This window comes from Burkholderia sp. BCC1996, from assembly GCF_905339955.1.
Taxonomy (GTDB): domain Bacteria; phylum Pseudomonadota; class Gammaproteobacteria; order Burkholderiales; family Burkholderiaceae; genus Burkholderia.
This window is the reverse complement of the sequence record NZ_CAJPHM010000009.1, coordinates 275,785-292,303: the sequence shown is the minus strand read 5'-3', so window position 1 is coordinate 292,303 and position 16,519 is coordinate 275,785. Positions and strand designations below refer to the sequence as shown.

Genomic DNA, 16,519 nt, shown 5'->3' with positions numbered 1-16,519 from the left:
CGCCGACAACACCGCGCGGATCATCGACGTGAAATACCACCTGCTGCTGCCGTCGGTGTCGCACGTGGGCACGATCCTCGACAACTACCAGTGGGAGACGATCCTGCGCTGCGTGGCCGCTCACCGGTCGTATCGCTGGGTGTACGACGTGCAGTACAAGCCGATGAACATCGCCGACTACCTGATCCTGAACGGCCGCATGCCGCGCTCGCTGCGCTATTGCTACGGGCGCGTGGTGTCGAGCCTGAACCTGCTCGCGAAGGATTACGGCGTGACACACCCGTGTCACGACACGGCCACGAAGATTCTGCAGATGCTGTCCGACACCTCGGTCGAGCGGATCTTCAAGAGCGGCCTGCACGAGTTCCTGACCGACTTCATCGGCCGCAACAACAGCCTGGGGATCGATATCGCCCAGGCCTACAACTTCGACTGAGACTTGCCATGCGACTCGCCATCCGACACATCTCGCGTTATCAGTTCGACGATCAAGCCACCCATGCGCTGCAACGGCTGCGGCTGCGCCCGCAATCGGGGCCCGGGCAGACGGTGCGCGCGTGGCAGGTCACGATCGACGGCGTCGAGCCGACGCTTTCCTATGCGGACGGATTCGGCAACCGCATCGACCTCGTGCGCCACGACCGCGGCGCGAAGAACGAGGTCGTCGTGGTCGCGGCCGGCGTCGTCGAGACGCAGGACCGTGCGGGCATTCTCGGCCACCCCGAGGGCTATGCGCCGCCGTGGATCTTCGAGCGCGAGACCGCGCTCACGAAAGCCGGCGACACCGTGCGCGAGCTCACGCAGGCGCTGCCGATCGAGCCGCACAGCCTCGATGCGCTGCACTGGCTGATGACGGAAGTGCACGACCGCATCGCATACGCGCCGAACCTGGCCGACGCGCCGGTCGATGCCGAAACCGCGCTGCAAAGCGGCGAGGGCACCAGCCGCGACCATGCGCACGCGTTCATCGCGGCCGCGCGCGCGCTGAAGGTGCCCGCGCGCTACATCTCGGGCTACGTGCTCGCCGACAGCGCGATGCAGCGCATCGCCGACGCGAAGCAGAGCGCGAGCGACGAGGATGCCGAGGAAGCGCTCGCGCTGCAGACGGGCGACGGCATGCAGCAGGTGCTCGGCGCATCGCATGCCGCACAGTCGCAGGGCTTGCCGCAGGCGGCACTCGGCGCGCAGCCGCAGGCCGTCGCGCTGATGCAGCAGCCGGCCGGCCATGCGTGGGCCGAGGCGTACGTCGAAGGGCTCGGCTGGGTCGGCTTCGATCCGTTCATGAACCGCTGCCCGGACGAGCGCTACGTGCGCATCGCCGTCGGCCTCGACTATCGCGACGCGCAACCGGTGACGGGGATTGGCGCGAGCGCCGTCGGCATCGAGATCAGCGTCGTGCAGTCGCCCGAACTGGTCTGACGCACACCTTCTCCGAACCCGCCGTGCCGTGCCGCCGCAGCGACGGCGACGCGGCGCTCGCGGCCGGTCCAACCCGAACCGAGCGGCTCTCCCATGCCCATTCACGTCGCGCTGCATCACACCACCCGCTACCGCTACGACCGGCCCGTCAACCTCGGGCCGCAGATCGTGCGGCTGCGGCCCGCGCCGCACTGCCGGACGCCGATCGTCGCGTATTCGATGACCGTCGAGCCCGCGCAGCACTTCATCAACTGGCAGCAGGACCCGTTCTCGAACTATCTCGCGCGGCTCGTGTTTCCGGAGCGCACCGAACACTTCGAGATCACGATCGACCTGGTTGCCGAGATGTCGGTGTACAACCCGTTCGACTTCTTCCTGGAAGCCAGCGCGGAGCAATACCCGTTCAGCTATGACGATGCGCTGAAGACCGAACTCGCGCCGTACCTCGCGTGCGATCCGCAGACGAGCGCGGCGCCGCTGTTCCGCGCGTATCTCGACGGCGTCGACCGCACGCCGGCCGGCACCGTGAACTTCCTCGTCGCGCTGAACCAGCAGCTGCAGCACGATATCGGTTATCTGGTGCGGATGGAGCCGGGCGTGCAGACGCCCGAGCAGACGCTCGAGCTCGCGTCCGGGTCGTGCCGCGACAGCGCGTGGCTGCTCGTGCAGCTGTGCCGGCATCTCGGCATCGCCGCGCGTTTCGTGTCCGGCTACCTGATCCAGCTCACGCCCGACGTGAAGGCGCTCGACGGCCCGAGCGGCACGTCGGTCGACTTCACCGACCTGCACGCGTGGTGCGAGGTCTACCTGCCGGGCGCGGGCTGGATCGGCTTCGATCCGACCTCGGGCCTGCTCGCCGGCGAAGGACACATCCCGCTCGCGTGCACGCCGCAGCCGACCAGCGCCGCGCCGGTGGAGGGGCTGATCGACGAATGCGAAGTGTCGTTCGAGCACGAGATGGTGGTGACGCGCGTGTACGAATCGCCGCGCGTGACGAAGCCGTATACCGAGCAGCAATGGGACGCCGTGCGCACGCTCGGCGCGCAGGTCGACGGCGCGCTGACGGCCGGCGACGTGCGGCTGACGCAGGGCGGCGAGCCGACCTTCGTGTCGATCGACGATCGCGACGGCGCCGAATGGAACACCGATGCGCTCGGCCCGACCAAGCGCGGCTACGCGACCGAACTCGTGCAGCGGCTGCGCGCCGAATACGGCGAAGGCGGCTTCCTGCATTTCGGGCAGGGCAAGTGGTATCCGGGCGAGCAGCTGCCGCGCTGGGCGCTGTCGATCTTCTGGCGCGCCGACGGCCAGCCCGTGTGGCACGACCCGTCGCTGTTCGCCGACGAGCGCGAGCCGTCCGCGTGCACGACCGAGGACGCGAAGCGCTTCATCGACGCGCTGGCCGCGCGCCTCGGACTGACCGACGAATTCGTGCGGCCCGGCTACGAGGATGTCTGGTACTACCTGTGGCGCGAGCGCCGGCTGCCGGTCAACGTCGATCCGTTCGACTCGCGCCTCGACGACGAACTCGAGCGCGCGCGGTTGCGCAAGGTGTTCGACCAGCATCTCGACAGCGTGGTCGGCTACGTGCTGCCGATCAAGCGCACGGACGACGCGCCGGGCCTCGACGGCCCGCGCTGGCAGACCGGCCCGTGGTTCTTCCGCGACGAACGGATGTACCTCGTGCCCGGCGATTCGCCGATGGGCTATCGGCTGCCGCTCGATTCGCTGCCGTGGGTCGCCGGCGCCGACTATCCGTACCTGGTCGAACGCGATCCGTTCGCGCCGCGCGACGCGCTGCCGGACGCGGCCGCGTTCCGTGCGCGTCATGCGGGTGCGGCCGACGCGCCGCGTTACCTGGCCGGCGTGCATCGCGAAGCGTCCGCGCAAACGGTCATGCAGTTGCGCAGCGACGGCAGCGCCGCCGGCGACCGGCACGCGCATGCCGCGCAGGACCCGCAGCGCCACCCCGAGCGCTTCGAATCGGCCGCATGGATCACGCGTACCGCGATGTGCGCAGAAGTGCGCAACGGCATCCTGTACCTGTTCATGCCGCCGCTCGCCGCGCTCGAGGATTATCTCGACCTGCTCGCGGCGATCGAGCTGACCGCGCAGGCCCTCGGCGTGAAGCTCGTGCTCGAGGGCTACCCGCCGCCGCGCGACGCGCGGCTCAAGCTGCTGCAGGTCACGCCCGATCCCGGCGTGATCGAGGTGAACATTCATCCGGCGAAGAGCTTCGACGAACTCGTCGGCCAGACCGAATTCCTGTACGACGCCGCGTGGCAGTCGCGGCTGTCCAGCGAGAAGTTCATGGTCGACGGCCGGCACGTCGGCACGGGCGGCGGCAACCACTTCGTGCTCGGCGGCGCGACGCCGGCCGACAGCCCGTTCCTGCGCCGCCCGGACCTGCTCGCGAGCCTGATCGCCTACTGGCACAACCATCCGTCGCTGTCGTACCTGTTCTCGGGGCTGTTCATCGGTCCGACGAGCCAGGCGCCGCGCGTCGACGAGGCCCGCAACGATCAGGTCTACGAGCTCGACATCGCATTCGCGGAAATCCAGCGCAACAAGCTGCTGTACGGGCAGGACATGCCGCCGTGGCTCGTCGACCGCGTGCTGCGCAACCTGCTGATCGACGTGACCGGCAACACGCACCGCAGCGAATTCTGCATCGACAAGCTGTATTCGCCGGATTCGTCGACCGGGCGGCTCGGCCTGCTCGAACTGCGCGCGTTCGAGATGCCGCCGCATGCGCGGATGAGCATCGTGCAGCAACTGCTGCTGCGCGCGCTGGTCGCACGCTTCTGGGCCGCGCCGTATACGACGCCGCTCACCCGCTGGGGCACCGCGCTGCACGATCGCTTCATGCTGCCCGCGTTCCTGAAGATGGATTTCGACGACGTGCTGGCCGAGCTGCGCGACGCCGGTTTCGCGTTCGATTCCGCGTGGTTCGCGCCGCATTTCGAATTCCGCTTCCCGCTGTTCGGCCAGATCGCGGTGAACGGGATGCAGCTGTCGCTGCGCGGCGCGCTCGAGCCGTGGCACGTGATGGGCGAGGAGGGCGCGCCCGGCGGCACGGTGCGCTACGTCGATTCGTCGGTCGAACGGCTCGAAGTGCGCGTGACCGGGCTGAACGACAACCGTCACGTCGTGACCGTCAACGGCCGCGCGCTGCCGTTGCAGCCGACCGGCACCGTCGGCGAATACGTCGCGGGCGTGCGCTACAAGGCGTGGGCGCCGCCGTCGGCGCTGCATCCGACCATCGGCGTGCATGCACCGCTCACGTTCGACATCGTCGATACGTGGCTGCAGCGCTCGCTGGGCGGCTGCCGGTATCACGTCGCGCACCCGGGCGGGCGCAACTATGCGACGTTCCCGGTCAACGCGTACGAGGCCGAGAGCCGCCGGCTCGCGCGTTTCGTCGCGATGGGGCACACGCCGGGGCGGATGGACGTGGCGGCCGCCGCGCCGAGCCGTGAATTCCCGTTCACGCTCGACCTGCGACGGCCCTGATCGTCGGATGAAAGGACGCACGACGATGCGCGGTTTCCGACCTCCCGGCGCGCCGGGAGGAGTGCTAGGATGCGGGCAGACTGCGGCCGCCCGCCGCGTCTGCCGTGCCCGGCCGACGGTGCGGCGGCGTGCGGGCACCGCTGCCCCCTGACGACGGAACGATACCGACCGTGCCGCCCATTCACCCCGACGATCTCGCCGACGCCGACGCGATGCCCACGCTTTTCGATACCGGCGCGCAGCCGGACGCCGCGGAACTGGCCGCCGCGCTCGCGGCGCCGGCCGCGGCCGGCCGCTACGACGAACTGCGCGGCAGTGCCGCCGGCCTCACCGCGCCGCTGCTCGCCCCCGCATGGCGCAGCTTCTTCACGTCGATCGGCAGCGACGGCGTGGCCGACCTCGACCGCCGCGCCGACGCGCTGCAGCGCCGCATGCGCGAGAACGGCCTGTTCTACCAGCTCCACGAACAACGCGCGGGCGACGGTGCGGCCGGCCCGTGGTCGCTCGACCTGCTGCCGCTGATCGTCACGCCCGAGGACTGGGTCGCGATCGAGCGCGGCGTGCTGCAGCGCGTGCGGCTGCTGAACGCGACGATGGCCGATTTGTACGGACCGCAGACGATCCTGCAGCGCGGGCTGCTGCCGCCCGCGCTCGTGACCGGCCACCCGGGCTACCTGCGCGCGATGCGCGGCGCACGCGTGCCGGGCGACACGTGGCTGCACGTCGTCGCGTTCGATCTCGCGCGCGGCCCCGACGGCCAATGGCGGATCGTCGCGCAGCACACGCAGGGACCGTCCGGCCTCGGCTATCTGCTCGAGAACCGGCTGATCGTGTCGCGGCTCTTTCCGCGCGGTTTCCGCGGGCTGCGCGTGCAGCGGCTCGCTTCCGCGTACCGGTCGCTGCTGCAGAGCATGCAGGCGCTCAGTCCCGCCAGAAAGAATTCGCGGATCGTGCTGCTGACGCCCGGGCCGCACAGCGCGACCTACTTCGAGCATGCGTATCTCGCGCGCTACCTCGGCCTCACCCTCGTCGAGGGCGGTGACCTGACCGCGCGCGACAACCGCGTCTTCCTGAAGACGCTGCGCGGGCTCGAACCCGTGCACGGGATCCTGCGGCGCGTCGACGACGCGTGGCTCGATCCGCTCGAACTGCGTCCCGATTCGATGCTCGGCGTGCCCGGCCTGCTGCAGGCCGTGCGGGCGGGCAACGTGCTGCTCGCGAATGCGCCGGGTTCGGGCTTCCTCGAGTCGCCGGGCATGCTCGGCTTCATGCCGCGCCTCGCGGAAGCGCTGCTCGGCGAAACGCTGACGCTGCCGGCCGTGCATTCGTGGTGGTGCGGCGAGGCGGCCGCGTGCGGCGATGCGCTGCCGCAGCTTGCGCGCAGCATCGTGAAGCCGTCGTATCCGCCCGAGGTGCAGGCCGGCGGCGCGTTCGACCCGGTGATCGGCGCGCGGCTCACGCCGGCGCAGCTGGCCGAATGGCGTGCGCGGATCCTGGCCCGGCCCGAGCATTACACGGTGCAGGCCGACCTGCCGTTGTCGCAGGCGCCGACCTGGCCGGGGCACGACGCGTCCGACGGCAGCGGCGGCGCGCGCATCGTGCCGAAGCCGCTGCTGCTGCGCGTGTTCGCGCTCGCCGACGGCGCGCAGCGCTGGCGGCTGCTGCCGGGTGGACTGTCGCGGGTCGGCACGCGCGATACGCTGTTCAACGCGCCGATGCCGCGCGGCGGCAGCACGGTCGATACGTGGGTGATGACCGAAGGCATCGTCGATTCGACGACGCTGCTGCAGACGCGTCTCGGCCCCGACGACCTGGTCGAGCGTCCGCGCGCGATCGCGAGCCGCGCCGCGGAGAACCTGTTCTGGCTCGGCCGCTATACCGAGCGCGCGACCAACCTGATGCGTCTCGCGCGCGCCGCGCTCGAACGGCTGCGCGGCGAGGACGACGTCGACAGTCCCGCGCATCTCGAGTTGATCGACACGTTGTGCCGCGACACCGGCCTGATCGCGCCCGACGCGCCGAACGCCGTCGATGCGCCGCGTGCGTTCCAGTACGCGCTCGCGACGTCGCTGACGCGCGGCGCGGACCGCACGTCGGGCATCGCGTCCTGCCTGTTCGGGATGCGCGGCGCGGCTGCGGCGATCCGCGAACGGCTGTCGAGCGATCAGTGGCGGCTGATCGACGACGCGACGCAACTGTTCGCCGACAGCGCCGATCATCCGGAAGCCGAGGAGCAGATCGGCAACGAGGCGCTGCAGTTGCTGGAGCGCCTCGGGCTGCTGCTCGGCGCGATCACCGGCGCGCAGACCGACAACATGACGCGCGACGACGGCTGGCGGCTGTTGTCGATCGGGCGGCAGATCGACCGGCTGGACTTCCTGTGCAGCGTGCTGAAGTTCGCGTTCGACGAAGGCGCGGTGCACCGGCAGGACGGCTTCGAACTCGTGCTGGAGCTGTTCGACAGCACGATCACGTTCCGCTCGCGCTTCCAGCGCGGCTTCGACGTCGCGCCGCTGCTGTCGCTCGTCGTGCTCGACACCGACAATCCGCGCTCGCTCGGCTGGGTCGTGCAGGCGTTGCGCGGCCGGCTGACGAAGGTCGAGCGCAGCGAGGGCTATGCGCTGTCCGAACTGGCCGAGACGATTCCGGACGTGCCCGCGTGGTCGCTGCACGAACTGTGTGAAACCGGCGACGATGGTCGGCACGACGCGCTGCTCGATGCGCTCGACACGACCGTGAAGGCCGTGTGGGATCTGTCGAACCGGATCGGCGAGCGATATTTCAGCCACGTTCGCGAGGCGGGCAGGACGCTATGGTGACGCCGAAACACGCGGCGAAGACGCCGCCCGCGGCCGCCCCCGGCAGTGCGAAGCAGACAGCGGCGGCGGTCGTGCCCGCGGCCTCGAATGCATCGGCCACGTCGGCCACGCCGACGACGTCGGCCGGTCGTGTCCTGCGTGTCACGCACGACACCGAATATCGCTACGCGGCCCGCGTCGAATCGGCCCAGCACCAGGCGCGGCTGCAGCCGCTCGCGACGCCGCGCCAGCAGGTGCTGTCGTTCGCGCTCGACATCGAACCCGGACCGGAAACGGTCGGCACCGAGATCGACGCGTTCGGCAACGCGCGCGCATCGTTCGCGCTGAACCAGCCGCACGATGCGCTGCTCGTGCGCAGCTGCAGCACGGTGCGCGTGAGCCCGCCCGTCTGGTCGCAGGGCGCACGCGGCGCGCCGCCGCCCGCGATCGCGCATCCCGACCCCGAGCACGCAACCGCATGGGAAGTCGTGCGCGACCGCCTGCGGTTTCGCGCGGGGCAGCCGTACGACGCGGCGAGCGAGTTCGTGTTCGCGTCGCCGCACGTGGCGTGCGATCCGGAACTGGCTGCGTATGCGGCCGCCAGCTTCAAGCCGCAGCGGCCGCTCGTGCAGGCCGCATGGGACCTGATGCGGCGGATTCACGCCGACTTCGCGTATACGCCGAACAGCACCGACATCACGACGACGGCGCTCGATGCATTGCGATTGCGCAAGGGCGTCTGCCAGGATTTCGCGCACGTGATGATCGGCGCGCTGCGCTCGCTCGGGCTCGCCGCGCGCTACGTGAGCGGGTATCTGTTGACGCAGCCGCCGCCCGGGCAGCCGCGGCTGATCGGTGCGGACGCATCGCATGCATGGGTCGACGTGTACGACCCGGCGTGGCCCGAAGACGGCGGCTGGCTGCAGCTCGATCCGACCAACGACCGCGCGCCGGGCGACGACTACGTGATGCTGTCGATCGGCCGCGACTACGCGGACGTGACGCCGCTGCGCGGCGTGATTCGCGGCGGCGGCGCGGATCAGGAGCTGAAGGTCGGTGTGACGGTCGAGCCGCTCGACGAGGCGCTCTAAGGCCTGATGCGCCGGCCGCCGGACGTTTAAGTCGTCGTTAATACTGCCCGCCTAGCATGGTGTTGCCGGCGAACGGATCGGACCCGATCCGGCGCCGGCGGCACGCACGGGTGCGTCGACGTCACGGCGCCGCGCCGTCGCGCGTCGCCATTCCCTTGCAACGGCGGCAGACATGATCAAGAACTTCGACTACACGCTCGGCAACGAGACGATCGAGCTTTGCGCGAGCTTCGGCGCGGGCCCGGCGTTCCGCCGCGTGCTCGTGAGCCGTGCGGATTCGATGGAAACGCTCGTGGTGCTCGACGCGCGTGGCCTGTCGGGCCTGCTGAAGGTCGCGACCGAGGAGCCGGAAGGGTTGCTCGACGATGCGATCCGCAAGGTTGGCGATGAACGACTCGTCGAGCGGGCGATCAGCGGCCGCACGATCGTCGAAGCGGCGCTCTGAGCGGGGCGGCGCGCGCCGGCCGGCATGGCCGGCTGCCGCGCGCCGCGTGGTATTGCGCGGTACGTGCTGCGTTGCTTGCGCTTACGCCGCGAACCGGTCCGTCGCCGCGAGCAGCGCCTTCAGGATGCCCGGTTCGTTGAACGCGTGTCCGGCATCCGGCACGATCTCGAACCTCGCGTCGGGCCATGCCTTCGCGAGATCCCACGCGGTGCGTGCGGGCGTCGCGATATCGTAGCGGCCTTGCACGATCACGCCCGGAATCCCGGCGAGGCGATGCGCGTCGCGCAGCAACTGGCCCTCCTCGACGAACCCGCGATTCACGAAGTAGTGGTTTTCGATCCGCGCGAACGCGAGCGCATAGTGGCCGTCCGCGAAGTGCGCGGCCAGCGCCGGGTCCGGCAGCAGCGTGATCGTGCGGCCTTCCCAGAGGCTCCATGCGCGCGCGGCTTCGAGCTTCGCGGCTTCGTCGTCGCCCGTCAGCCGGCGATGGTACGCGGCCATCAGGTCATCGCGCTCGGCTTGCGGAATCGGCGCGAGGAATTCTTCCCACAGGTCCGGGAACAGCCACGACGCGCCTTCCTGGTAGTACCACAGCAACTCCGCGCGGCGCATCGTGAAGATGCCGCGCACGACGAGTGCGCTGACGCGTTGCGGATGCGTCTGCGCGTAGGCGAGGGCGAGCGCGCTGCCCCATGAGCCGCCGAACACGAGCCACTGTTGCGCGCCGACCATCTCGCGCAACCGCTCGATGTCGGCCACCAGGTCCCAGGTCGTGTTGTTGTCGAGGCTCGCATGCGGTGTGGAGCGCCCGCAGCCGCGCTGGTCGAACAGCAGGATGTCGTAGCGCTCGGGATCGAACAGGCGGCGATGGTCGGGGCTGCAGCCCGCGCCCGGGCCGCCGTGCAGGAACACCGCGGGCTTGCCGGACGGGTTGCCGCAGCGCTCCCAGTAGATGCGGTGGCCGTCGCCGGTGTCGAGGTGGCCGTGGGCGTAGGGTTCGATCGGTGGGTACACAGGCAGGCTCCGGGTGAGGGTCGGCAGGGCGGCGGACGAGGCACGGGCCGGTGGGCGATCGGAATACGGCAGCGCCGGTATCGCGGATATTGCGGCGCCGCAGATTCGTTGTGTCGGCATCGGCCCGGCGGCCGCCGGGCAAGGCTTGTCATTATGCCCATTCATTCCGGCCGTTGCGTGCGATGGCGCAGCCGGTTGCACGGCGCGGCATGGCGGCCGGCATGCTCGGCGGAATTTTTTTCGCCAATTTCGTTCCGATATTTTTCAGACAAAATCCTGGCGGCATATCGGCGCACCGATCGCGGGCGCCGGCCTTCATTCCGTTCCTCCGCCGTGCCAACGGGAAACGAACCGATGAACCATCGCGTCAAGCAACTGACCGGGTTGCGCGCCGTCGCGGTCACGATGGTCGTCGTCGGCCATGCGGAACGCGTGCTGCCGGGCGGCTATACCGGCTGGCTCGCGCCGCTGCGGCTCGTCGCCGACGGCCGGCTCGGCGTGCTGATCTTCTTCGTCCTCAGCGGCTTCCTGATCACCAACGTGCTGCGCGCGGAGTGCGCGCGCACCGGCGGGATCGCGCTGACGTCGTTCTATGTGCGCCGCGCGCTGCGGATCTGGCCGGCGTGCTACGTGTATCTCGCGACCATCGGCGTGCTCGCCGCCGTCGGCTGGCTCGACGTCGGGCGCCGCCAGTGGCTGTATGCGGCGCTGCATCTGTGGAATTACTCGGCATGGTTCGGGCTGAGCGGCGACAACGTGCTGCACCCGGACGGCGCGTGGTATCTCGGCCATTTCTGGTCGCTCGCGCTCGAGGAGCAGTTCTACTGGTTCTGGCCGTTGCTGTTCGTGTTTGGCGCCCGCCGTCGCGGCACGCGCTGGCTGGCCGCGCTGATCCTGGCCGTGCCGCTCGCGCGCGCGCTCACGTATTTCGTCGCGCCGGCGCTGCGCGGGCAGCTCGGGATGATGCTGCATACGGGCGTCGATCCGATCCTGATCGGCTGCTACGCGGCGCTCGAACGCGAACGGCTCGAAGCATGGATCGGCTCGTGGCGCGGCGAGACGCGCATCGTGACGGCGCTCGTCTTCGTCGTGCTGTTCGGGATGCCGCTTGCCGAACATCGGCTCGGCGGCTTCTGGAATGCGACCTACGGCGTGACGCTCGAGGCCGCGTTGATCGCGATCGTGATCGTCGTGCTGAATTTTCGCAGCGAGTTCTGGTGCGCGCGCTGGCTGCGGGCCGCGCCGGTCGTGTTCGTCGGCACGATCTCGTTCAGCCTGTATCTGTGGCAGCAGCCGTTCGCGAATCCGGGCCTGCCGGTTGCGCATGCGTTTCCACTTGGCATCGTGTGGGCGCTGCTGGCCGCGACGGCCAGCTACTTCCTCGTCGAGAAGCCGTTCCTGCGGTTGAAGGATCGCTATACGGCGCGCGAGGCGCGACGCATGCGCGACGATGCGCTGCGGATGCCGGCGCCGGCCGACGCGATCGGGCCGAAGGTGGCGGAGTAGGCTGGCGAGTCGCGGCCCGCCGCCGCGTCACTTGAAGCGCTTGACCGCCGTCGGCGAATACCAGAAGGTCCGGAACATATCGATTCCGTACGACTTGCCGTCGTATCGGACGACCGTGCGCGCGGTTCGCTTGCCCGTATCCGAATAGGTGCCGTCTTCGCGTTTCGTCTGCGTGATGTGCGCGGTGATCGACAGGTCCGCAAAGCCGTGGCTCATCGTCTTCTCGACGGCGATCGTCATCTTCGCGTCTTCGCTGCGCGCGTCGCCGGCACCGGCGCCGCAAGCCTCGCCTTCGACGCTGATCCAGCCGTACAGATTGGTGCCGAACACCGGCCGGATGCGGGTGCCGTCGCGCACCCACAGCGTCAGCTCCTCGCCGGCATTCGCGTCGGGACAGCTCGGCCCGCGCGCGCTGCTCACGAACACGACGCCGAACGCGCGTACGCCGGGCGACAGACGGTACGGCGCGGTGTCGATGCGATAGCTGTTCGGGCCGACTTCGGTGGTGGCGTCTTCCTCGACGGTCGATTTCTCGGCCGCGACGACCTTGCCGCCCTCGACCAGCGCGACGATCTGCAGCTTGCGGCTTTCGTCGGGGTTCTTGCTTTGCGGCAGCGTGTCGAACGCGACGGCCGCGATCGTCCACGCAAGACACTAAACTTCGATACACCGGCTGAACGATTCCATCATGCTGTTGCATCGACCGGTTGAATCCGCCGCCATTATCAGCCATTCACAACCGGCACCCAGGTCAGTCACCGATGGGAATGCATCATGTCAACCGAGTAGAAGCACCGCGTCAGACTGTTTATCCAGCGTTTCTGGCAGCCGACCAGTGCGTGCATGACCTGCATGCCGGGGAGCAGGGGAATGTCATGAGCCTCGCGCGCTGGACTATTGCATTTCATACAGGACTGCTTACTAGACTCTCGCCGTACTGTTGACTTTCACGCCTTTGGCGAAACTCTACGCGCATCGATACGGCAATGCGCTGATCGTTGGCGTCCTGACAACGTTGGGCGACGCGTACTCACACACGAGTCACTACCGCATCCCCTATGTCGAGCACATCGTGACGGATGCAATTTCAGGTCTCTTGACGCTTGCGATCTCGTAGATCTTGACCTGTGTGTGGCGCGATCCGTCTTAGGCAGCAAACGAAGAAACGGACGCGGCCAGTCCACAGCATCCGGGCCCTGGAATTAAAAACTGGCCGCGCGAGCGGCTGCGTCCGCAGTTTGCCTACTTGACACCGTCCCGTTAATTGGCTCGGGCGAAAAATCCATTACGGACACGGTATTCGCGTTTACGCACCTCCGGATCAACGTGGCTTTACAGGGTTATTACGATTCGCTATCGTCCTTACCTAGTAAATCTACGAGCCTCGACCCAAGAGCCGCCCGACAGGCTCCGGTCGCTAATCCGTTGGGGAGCGGACATGCTAAGAGACCATCTGATTGGGGACCTCTACGAGGCCGCCATCCGGCAAGATGATTTCCTGGAAGTCCTGCAGCGCACTACAGAGGCGATCGGCGCGACCTGGTTCCATATGTTCAGTTGGGATTCGGAGAACAACCGCCCCGGGCTCTCGGTGTATTCACCAGGGATCGACTGGGACCCGATCATCACGCTCTACGAGCAATACTATGGTGCGCTGGACCCGAGACGGAGCTTGGTGGAGCGAGCGCCCGCCGGCACGCTCGTCGCCTGCCAGGATCACATCAGCGAGCGTGACGTAGCGCAAAGCGAGTTCTACCAGGACTACCAGATCCCGACCGCAGGGCTGCGCTATCTTCTGGGAGCCCGCCTTACCCGACCAGGCAGCAGCGATACCCTCCTGGGCCTGCTGCGCGCCGCCGGGCGGACTCCGTACTCGGACGAAGACCGGGAGACTGCCGCCAGCCTGATCCCACACCTGCACCGAACGATCAATCTTTGGCAGGATGCCAACGCACTGCACCGGGACGCCGCGCTGGGGACTGAACTCATGGAGCAACTGGGCCTTGCCGTCTTCGCGCTCGACAAGGATGGGCGCCTCGTGTTTTCCAATCAGGCTGGGGAGGCGATGCTGAAATCCGGCACTGCGCTCAGGCTCAGGTACGGTCGACTGGCAGCGCCACACGCTCCGGAGAATGACGCGCTGCTCGCGGCGATCCTTCGGGTTGCGCGATCCAGACACGGGGAAAGCCTGGCGCTGCGAAACGCCACCGGAGCCAGTCACGACCTGTTCATGAGTATTGCGGCCATTCCGGGGCAATCGCTGACCACTTTCGGCTCGGCATCGGTCCTGATCACGGCAAGGATGCGTGGAAACGGGCCGCCTGTCACCGCCAAGCAGTTGCAACAGGCTTTTGGTTTGACGCCAGCGGAAGCGGCCGTGGCGGAGGCGCTGATCGAAGGCACGCCGCCGGAGGATTATGCGGACACCAAAGGGGTCTCACCCAACACGGTCAGATACCAAGTGCGGGCCATTCTTGCAAAGACCGACGCTCGATCGCAGGTCAAAGCCGTGAGCACGATGTTATCGGTACTCTCACAACACAAGGTCAATTGACTGGCGCGGGCACAGCGGCGCTCCGATGACCGAGCCTGTTGCTGCATGGTATTTCAAAGCAGACGGGGTTGTTCGCAGCAACCGCGTTGCCGAACGCATCGCCGATACCGGGCTTGTCGGAAAACGGATCGGTCGTTGAAGCTCGCTCGCGTGGGCGGCCGCTCTATGGCAGGTGTGTTCGATACCGTGAAACGGTCTGTTGTTTCACTATCAATATTGATGATGCGGACATTCTGGCTCCACTCGCATACTTTCCCCGGCTGCACAGGTTGTTTGCTGCGCATGCCGAAACCAAAAAAGAGCGGACGGGAAGGCGCTACGGGTCGTTCAGATCCGGGCGCGGGATACTTTAAGGAGCCAGAAAAATGAAAGCAGAACTGCTTGCTGTGGCTGTCGCTGCGGCTACCTTGACGGCTTGTGGCGGTGGCGAGAACAGTGGGGCGGCTACGACTACCTCGACGACGAAGATCAGCGGCACCGCGGCGACGGGTGCGGCACTGGCGGGAGCCACCGTTCAAGCCAAATGCGCGACGGGGGCGGGTACGGCCACGACTGCCGCGGATGGCACCTTTACTGTTGATATTCCGAACGCCGTGCGCCCGTGCGTGCTGAGCGTCCAGGCTCCGAACGGGACGGTGATGCACTCGGTCGTGGATGCGGGTTCCGGCACAGCTGCGGTTGCGAATATCACGCCGCTGACCGAGCTCGTTACGGCGGCCATCGCAGGCGGTAGCACTACTGATTTTTTCAATACTTTTGACCCGACCGCGCAAGGCAAGCTGACCTCCGAGGGCGTCACCAGCGCGGTCTCGGCAGTCAGCCTCACGCTTAGCGGCATTGTCGATCTGGGTGGGGCGAACCCCATTTCGGACACGCTTGTCGCAGCAACCGGCAGTACTGCCGGCAACGCCATGGATCAGGCCATCGACAAACTCGGTGCCGCGATGGCCTCGTCCGGCACGACCCTGGAAGATCTATCCACGGCAGTCGCGGCGAATCCCGGCGGCAATTCGGCCGGCCCGATTCAAACTATCCTGCAACCTTCGGCGGCGTCCTGCGCCAGCTTTCGCAGCGGCAAGTACTTCAGTATCAATACGGCCGACAACTCGATCGAGCCGGTGACAGTGGACGCTGCAAAGCTCAACGTGACCTATCAGCGCGATGGCGCGGTCGATACGCTTACGGCTGATTCCAGTCAGGCGTGCCGCTTCCTCAATTCGGATAGTCAGTACGGCTATGACATGGTCGTCGGCAAGGGCGGGATCGCGCTCTTGCGCGACGTGCGTGGCGCCTCCACGTACGCAAGGTTCCTGGTACCGGCGCAAAAGGTCTCCATGGACCAAAAGGCGGGAAATTGGGTGGGTCTTACCTACGCGACCAATGCCAACAGCGCCGGCAATCTGGTACCGAGTCGCGTCAACATGACGCTCGGCGCCGACGGCAAGGTCACGGCCGGCAGTCGCTGCTTTGCGGGCGTCCCGTGCTACGTCTGGACGGACGCTGATTTCCCGGTCTTCACCGAAGGGGCGGACGGTCTGGCAAGCACGCCTTCCAACGGCGGCACCGGATATGCGATCACTTTCGTCGGCACCGATGGCCACGTCTCCATGTTCTGGACGCGTCCTGGTGGCTTCACGGTTGCTACCAAGGCCTACACCATGACGCTGCCGACCGTCGGCACGACGAATGCCTATTGGGACTTGACGATGAGTCGGACCGGCGCAATGAGTGCCTTCGACGCTTACAGCAACAGGATCGACTCTGTCGACACCACCGCGAACTCCTATACCCGGACACGTATCGAGGATGGGCGCGTGGATACCTGGACCATCAACGATCCCGTTGTTGGCCTGCGGCATCGGGCCGCTGCCACGAACGTCAACGAATCGATCGGCCTGAGAATCGCCGCAGCGGGACTTTCCGCATCGATCAGCGCCAATGCCGCGCAAAACTTCTACAACCTGAGTATGGACCGTCCCTAAGCTGTCGAGCCTTTCGCCGAGGGGCTTTCCCCTCGGCCTGGCTTTGGGCCCCTCGCCTCGTGCGAGGGGTTTTTTGCGTTTTACCCCGAATCAGGTACCGTGCCGCACCGCCTTGCTCTGAGCTTCCTCCAATGCGCGCCGCTGGATCATTTCGGTGGCTGCTTCCGCGTTACCTTGACGAACTCGATCACACGAGA

General features: G+C 67.4%; 11 protein-coding genes and 2 pseudogenes. 10 read left to right on the top strand and 3 right to left on the bottom strand.

Annotated features, from left to right (window positions below; translation table 11 throughout):
* From U4Z64_RS16185 to U4Z64_RS16160, 6 genes are all read left to right on the top strand, one after another.
* Nucleotides 1-436, top strand: a 436-nt coding sequence (locus tag U4Z64_RS16185; protein WP_321820475.1) for an alpha-E domain-containing protein, incomplete at its 5' end; no start/stop codon positions are given.
* Nucleotides 437-444: 8 nt separating this feature from the next.
* Nucleotides 445-1,419 (top strand): transglutaminase family protein, encoded by a 975-nt coding sequence (locus U4Z64_RS16180; protein WP_124485049.1) that lies wholly within the window; start codon nt 445-447, stop codon nt 1,417-1,419.
* A 93-nt stretch (nt 1,420-1,512) separates the two neighbouring features.
* Nucleotides 1,513-4,932 carry a DUF2126 domain-containing protein gene (locus tag U4Z64_RS16175; protein WP_124485048.1) on the top strand — a complete coding sequence of 1,140 codons (3,420 nt, stop codon included), beginning with the start codon at nt 1,513-1,515 and terminating at the stop codon, nt 4,930-4,932.
* A 212-nt stretch (nt 4,933-5,144) separates the two neighbouring features.
* Complete coding sequence (locus U4Z64_RS16170) at nt 5,145-7,751, top strand: circularly permuted type 2 ATP-grasp protein (RefSeq protein WP_124485088.1); 2,607 nt, start codon at nt 5,145-5,147, stop codon at nt 7,749-7,751.
* A complete protein-coding gene (locus U4Z64_RS16165) occupies nt 7,745-8,821 on the top strand; it encodes a transglutaminase family protein (RefSeq protein ID WP_321820474.1) in 1,077 nt (358 codons plus the stop codon). The genes U4Z64_RS16170 and U4Z64_RS16165 overlap by 7 nt, the downstream gene beginning before the upstream one ends.
* 172 nt (nt 8,822-8,993) lie before the next feature.
* A complete protein-coding gene (locus U4Z64_RS16160; protein WP_124485046.1) occupies nt 8,994-9,266 on the top strand; it encodes a hypothetical protein in 273 nt (90 codons plus the stop codon).
* A gap of 81 nt (nt 9,267-9,347) precedes the next feature.
* On the opposite strand, the gene pip is transcribed toward U4Z64_RS16160, so the two are convergent.
* Nucleotides 9,348-10,280 carry a prolyl aminopeptidase gene (gene pip / locus U4Z64_RS16155; RefSeq protein WP_321795089.1) on the bottom strand — a complete coding sequence of 311 codons (933 nt, stop codon included), beginning with the start codon at nt 10,278-10,280 and terminating at the stop codon, nt 9,348-9,350.
* Nucleotides 10,281-10,431: 151 nt separating this feature from the next.
* The gene (locus U4Z64_RS16150; RefSeq protein WP_321795091.1) at nt 10,432-10,599 is read right to left on the bottom strand and encodes a hypothetical protein; all 168 of its coding nucleotides are present in this window, start codon (nt 10,597-10,599) and stop codon (nt 10,432-10,434) included.
* A 35-nt stretch (nt 10,600-10,634) separates the two neighbouring features.
* Between U4Z64_RS16150 and U4Z64_RS16145 the strand changes: the two genes are divergently transcribed.
* The gene (locus U4Z64_RS16145; RefSeq protein WP_321820473.1) at nt 10,635-11,786 is read left to right on the top strand and encodes an acyltransferase; all 1,152 of its coding nucleotides are present in this window, start codon (nt 10,635-10,637) and stop codon (nt 11,784-11,786) included.
* 27 nt (nt 11,787-11,813) lie between these two features.
* Here the strand turns inward: U4Z64_RS16145 and U4Z64_RS16140 are convergent.
* Nucleotides 11,814-12,428 (bottom strand): annotated as a pseudogene (locus U4Z64_RS16140) (multidrug ABC transporter ATPase); the annotation flags it as partial.
* 162 nt (nt 12,429-12,590) lie between these two features.
* Between U4Z64_RS16140 and U4Z64_RS16135 the strand changes: the two are divergent.
* The 3 genes and pseudogenes from U4Z64_RS16135 to U4Z64_RS16125 all read left to right on the top strand — a co-directional run bounded on the left by U4Z64_RS16135 (nt 12,591) and on the right by U4Z64_RS16125 (nt 16,322).
* A pseudogene (locus U4Z64_RS16135) lies at nt 12,591-12,903 on the top strand (hypothetical protein).
* Nucleotides 12,904-13,224: 321 nt separating this feature from the next.
* Nucleotides 13,225-14,340, top strand: coding sequence for a LuxR C-terminal-related transcriptional regulator (locus U4Z64_RS16130; protein WP_321820472.1), 1,116 nt, complete (start codon nt 13,225-13,227; stop codon nt 14,338-14,340).
* A gap of 365 nt (nt 14,341-14,705) precedes the next feature.
* The gene (locus U4Z64_RS16125; protein ID WP_321820471.1) at nt 14,706-16,322 is read left to right on the top strand and encodes a hypothetical protein; all 1,617 of its coding nucleotides are present in this window, start codon (nt 14,706-14,708) and stop codon (nt 16,320-16,322) included.
* Nucleotides 16,323-16,519 lie beyond the last annotated feature (197 nt).

Coding starts and splice junctions, on each gene's coding strand:
- U4Z64_RS16180 (WP_124485049.1), top strand. CDS start 445: ATGCGACTCGCCATCCGACACATCTCGCGTTATCAGTTCGACGATCAA.
- U4Z64_RS16175 (WP_124485048.1), top strand. CDS start 1,513: ATGCCCATTCACGTCGCGCTGCATCACACCACCCGCTACCGCTACGAC.
- U4Z64_RS16170 (WP_124485088.1), top strand. CDS start 5,145: ATGCCCACGCTTTTCGATACCGGCGCGCAGCCGGACGCCGCGGAACTG.
- U4Z64_RS16165 (WP_321820474.1), top strand. CDS start 7,745: ATGGTGACGCCGAAACACGCGGCGAAGACGCCGCCCGCGGCCGCCCCC.
- U4Z64_RS16160 (WP_124485046.1), top strand. CDS start 8,994: ATGATCAAGAACTTCGACTACACGCTCGGCAACGAGACGATCGAGCTT.
- U4Z64_RS16150 (WP_321795091.1), bottom strand. CDS start 10,599: ATGAAGGCCGGCGCCCGCGATCGGTGCGCCGATATGCCGCCAGGATTT.
- U4Z64_RS16145 (WP_321820473.1), top strand. CDS start 10,635: ATGAACCATCGCGTCAAGCAACTGACCGGGTTGCGCGCCGTCGCGGTC.
- U4Z64_RS16130 (WP_321820472.1), top strand. CDS start 13,225: ATGCTAAGAGACCATCTGATTGGGGACCTCTACGAGGCCGCCATCCGG.
- U4Z64_RS16125 (WP_321820471.1), top strand. CDS start 14,706: ATGAAAGCAGAACTGCTTGCTGTGGCTGTCGCTGCGGCTACCTTGACG.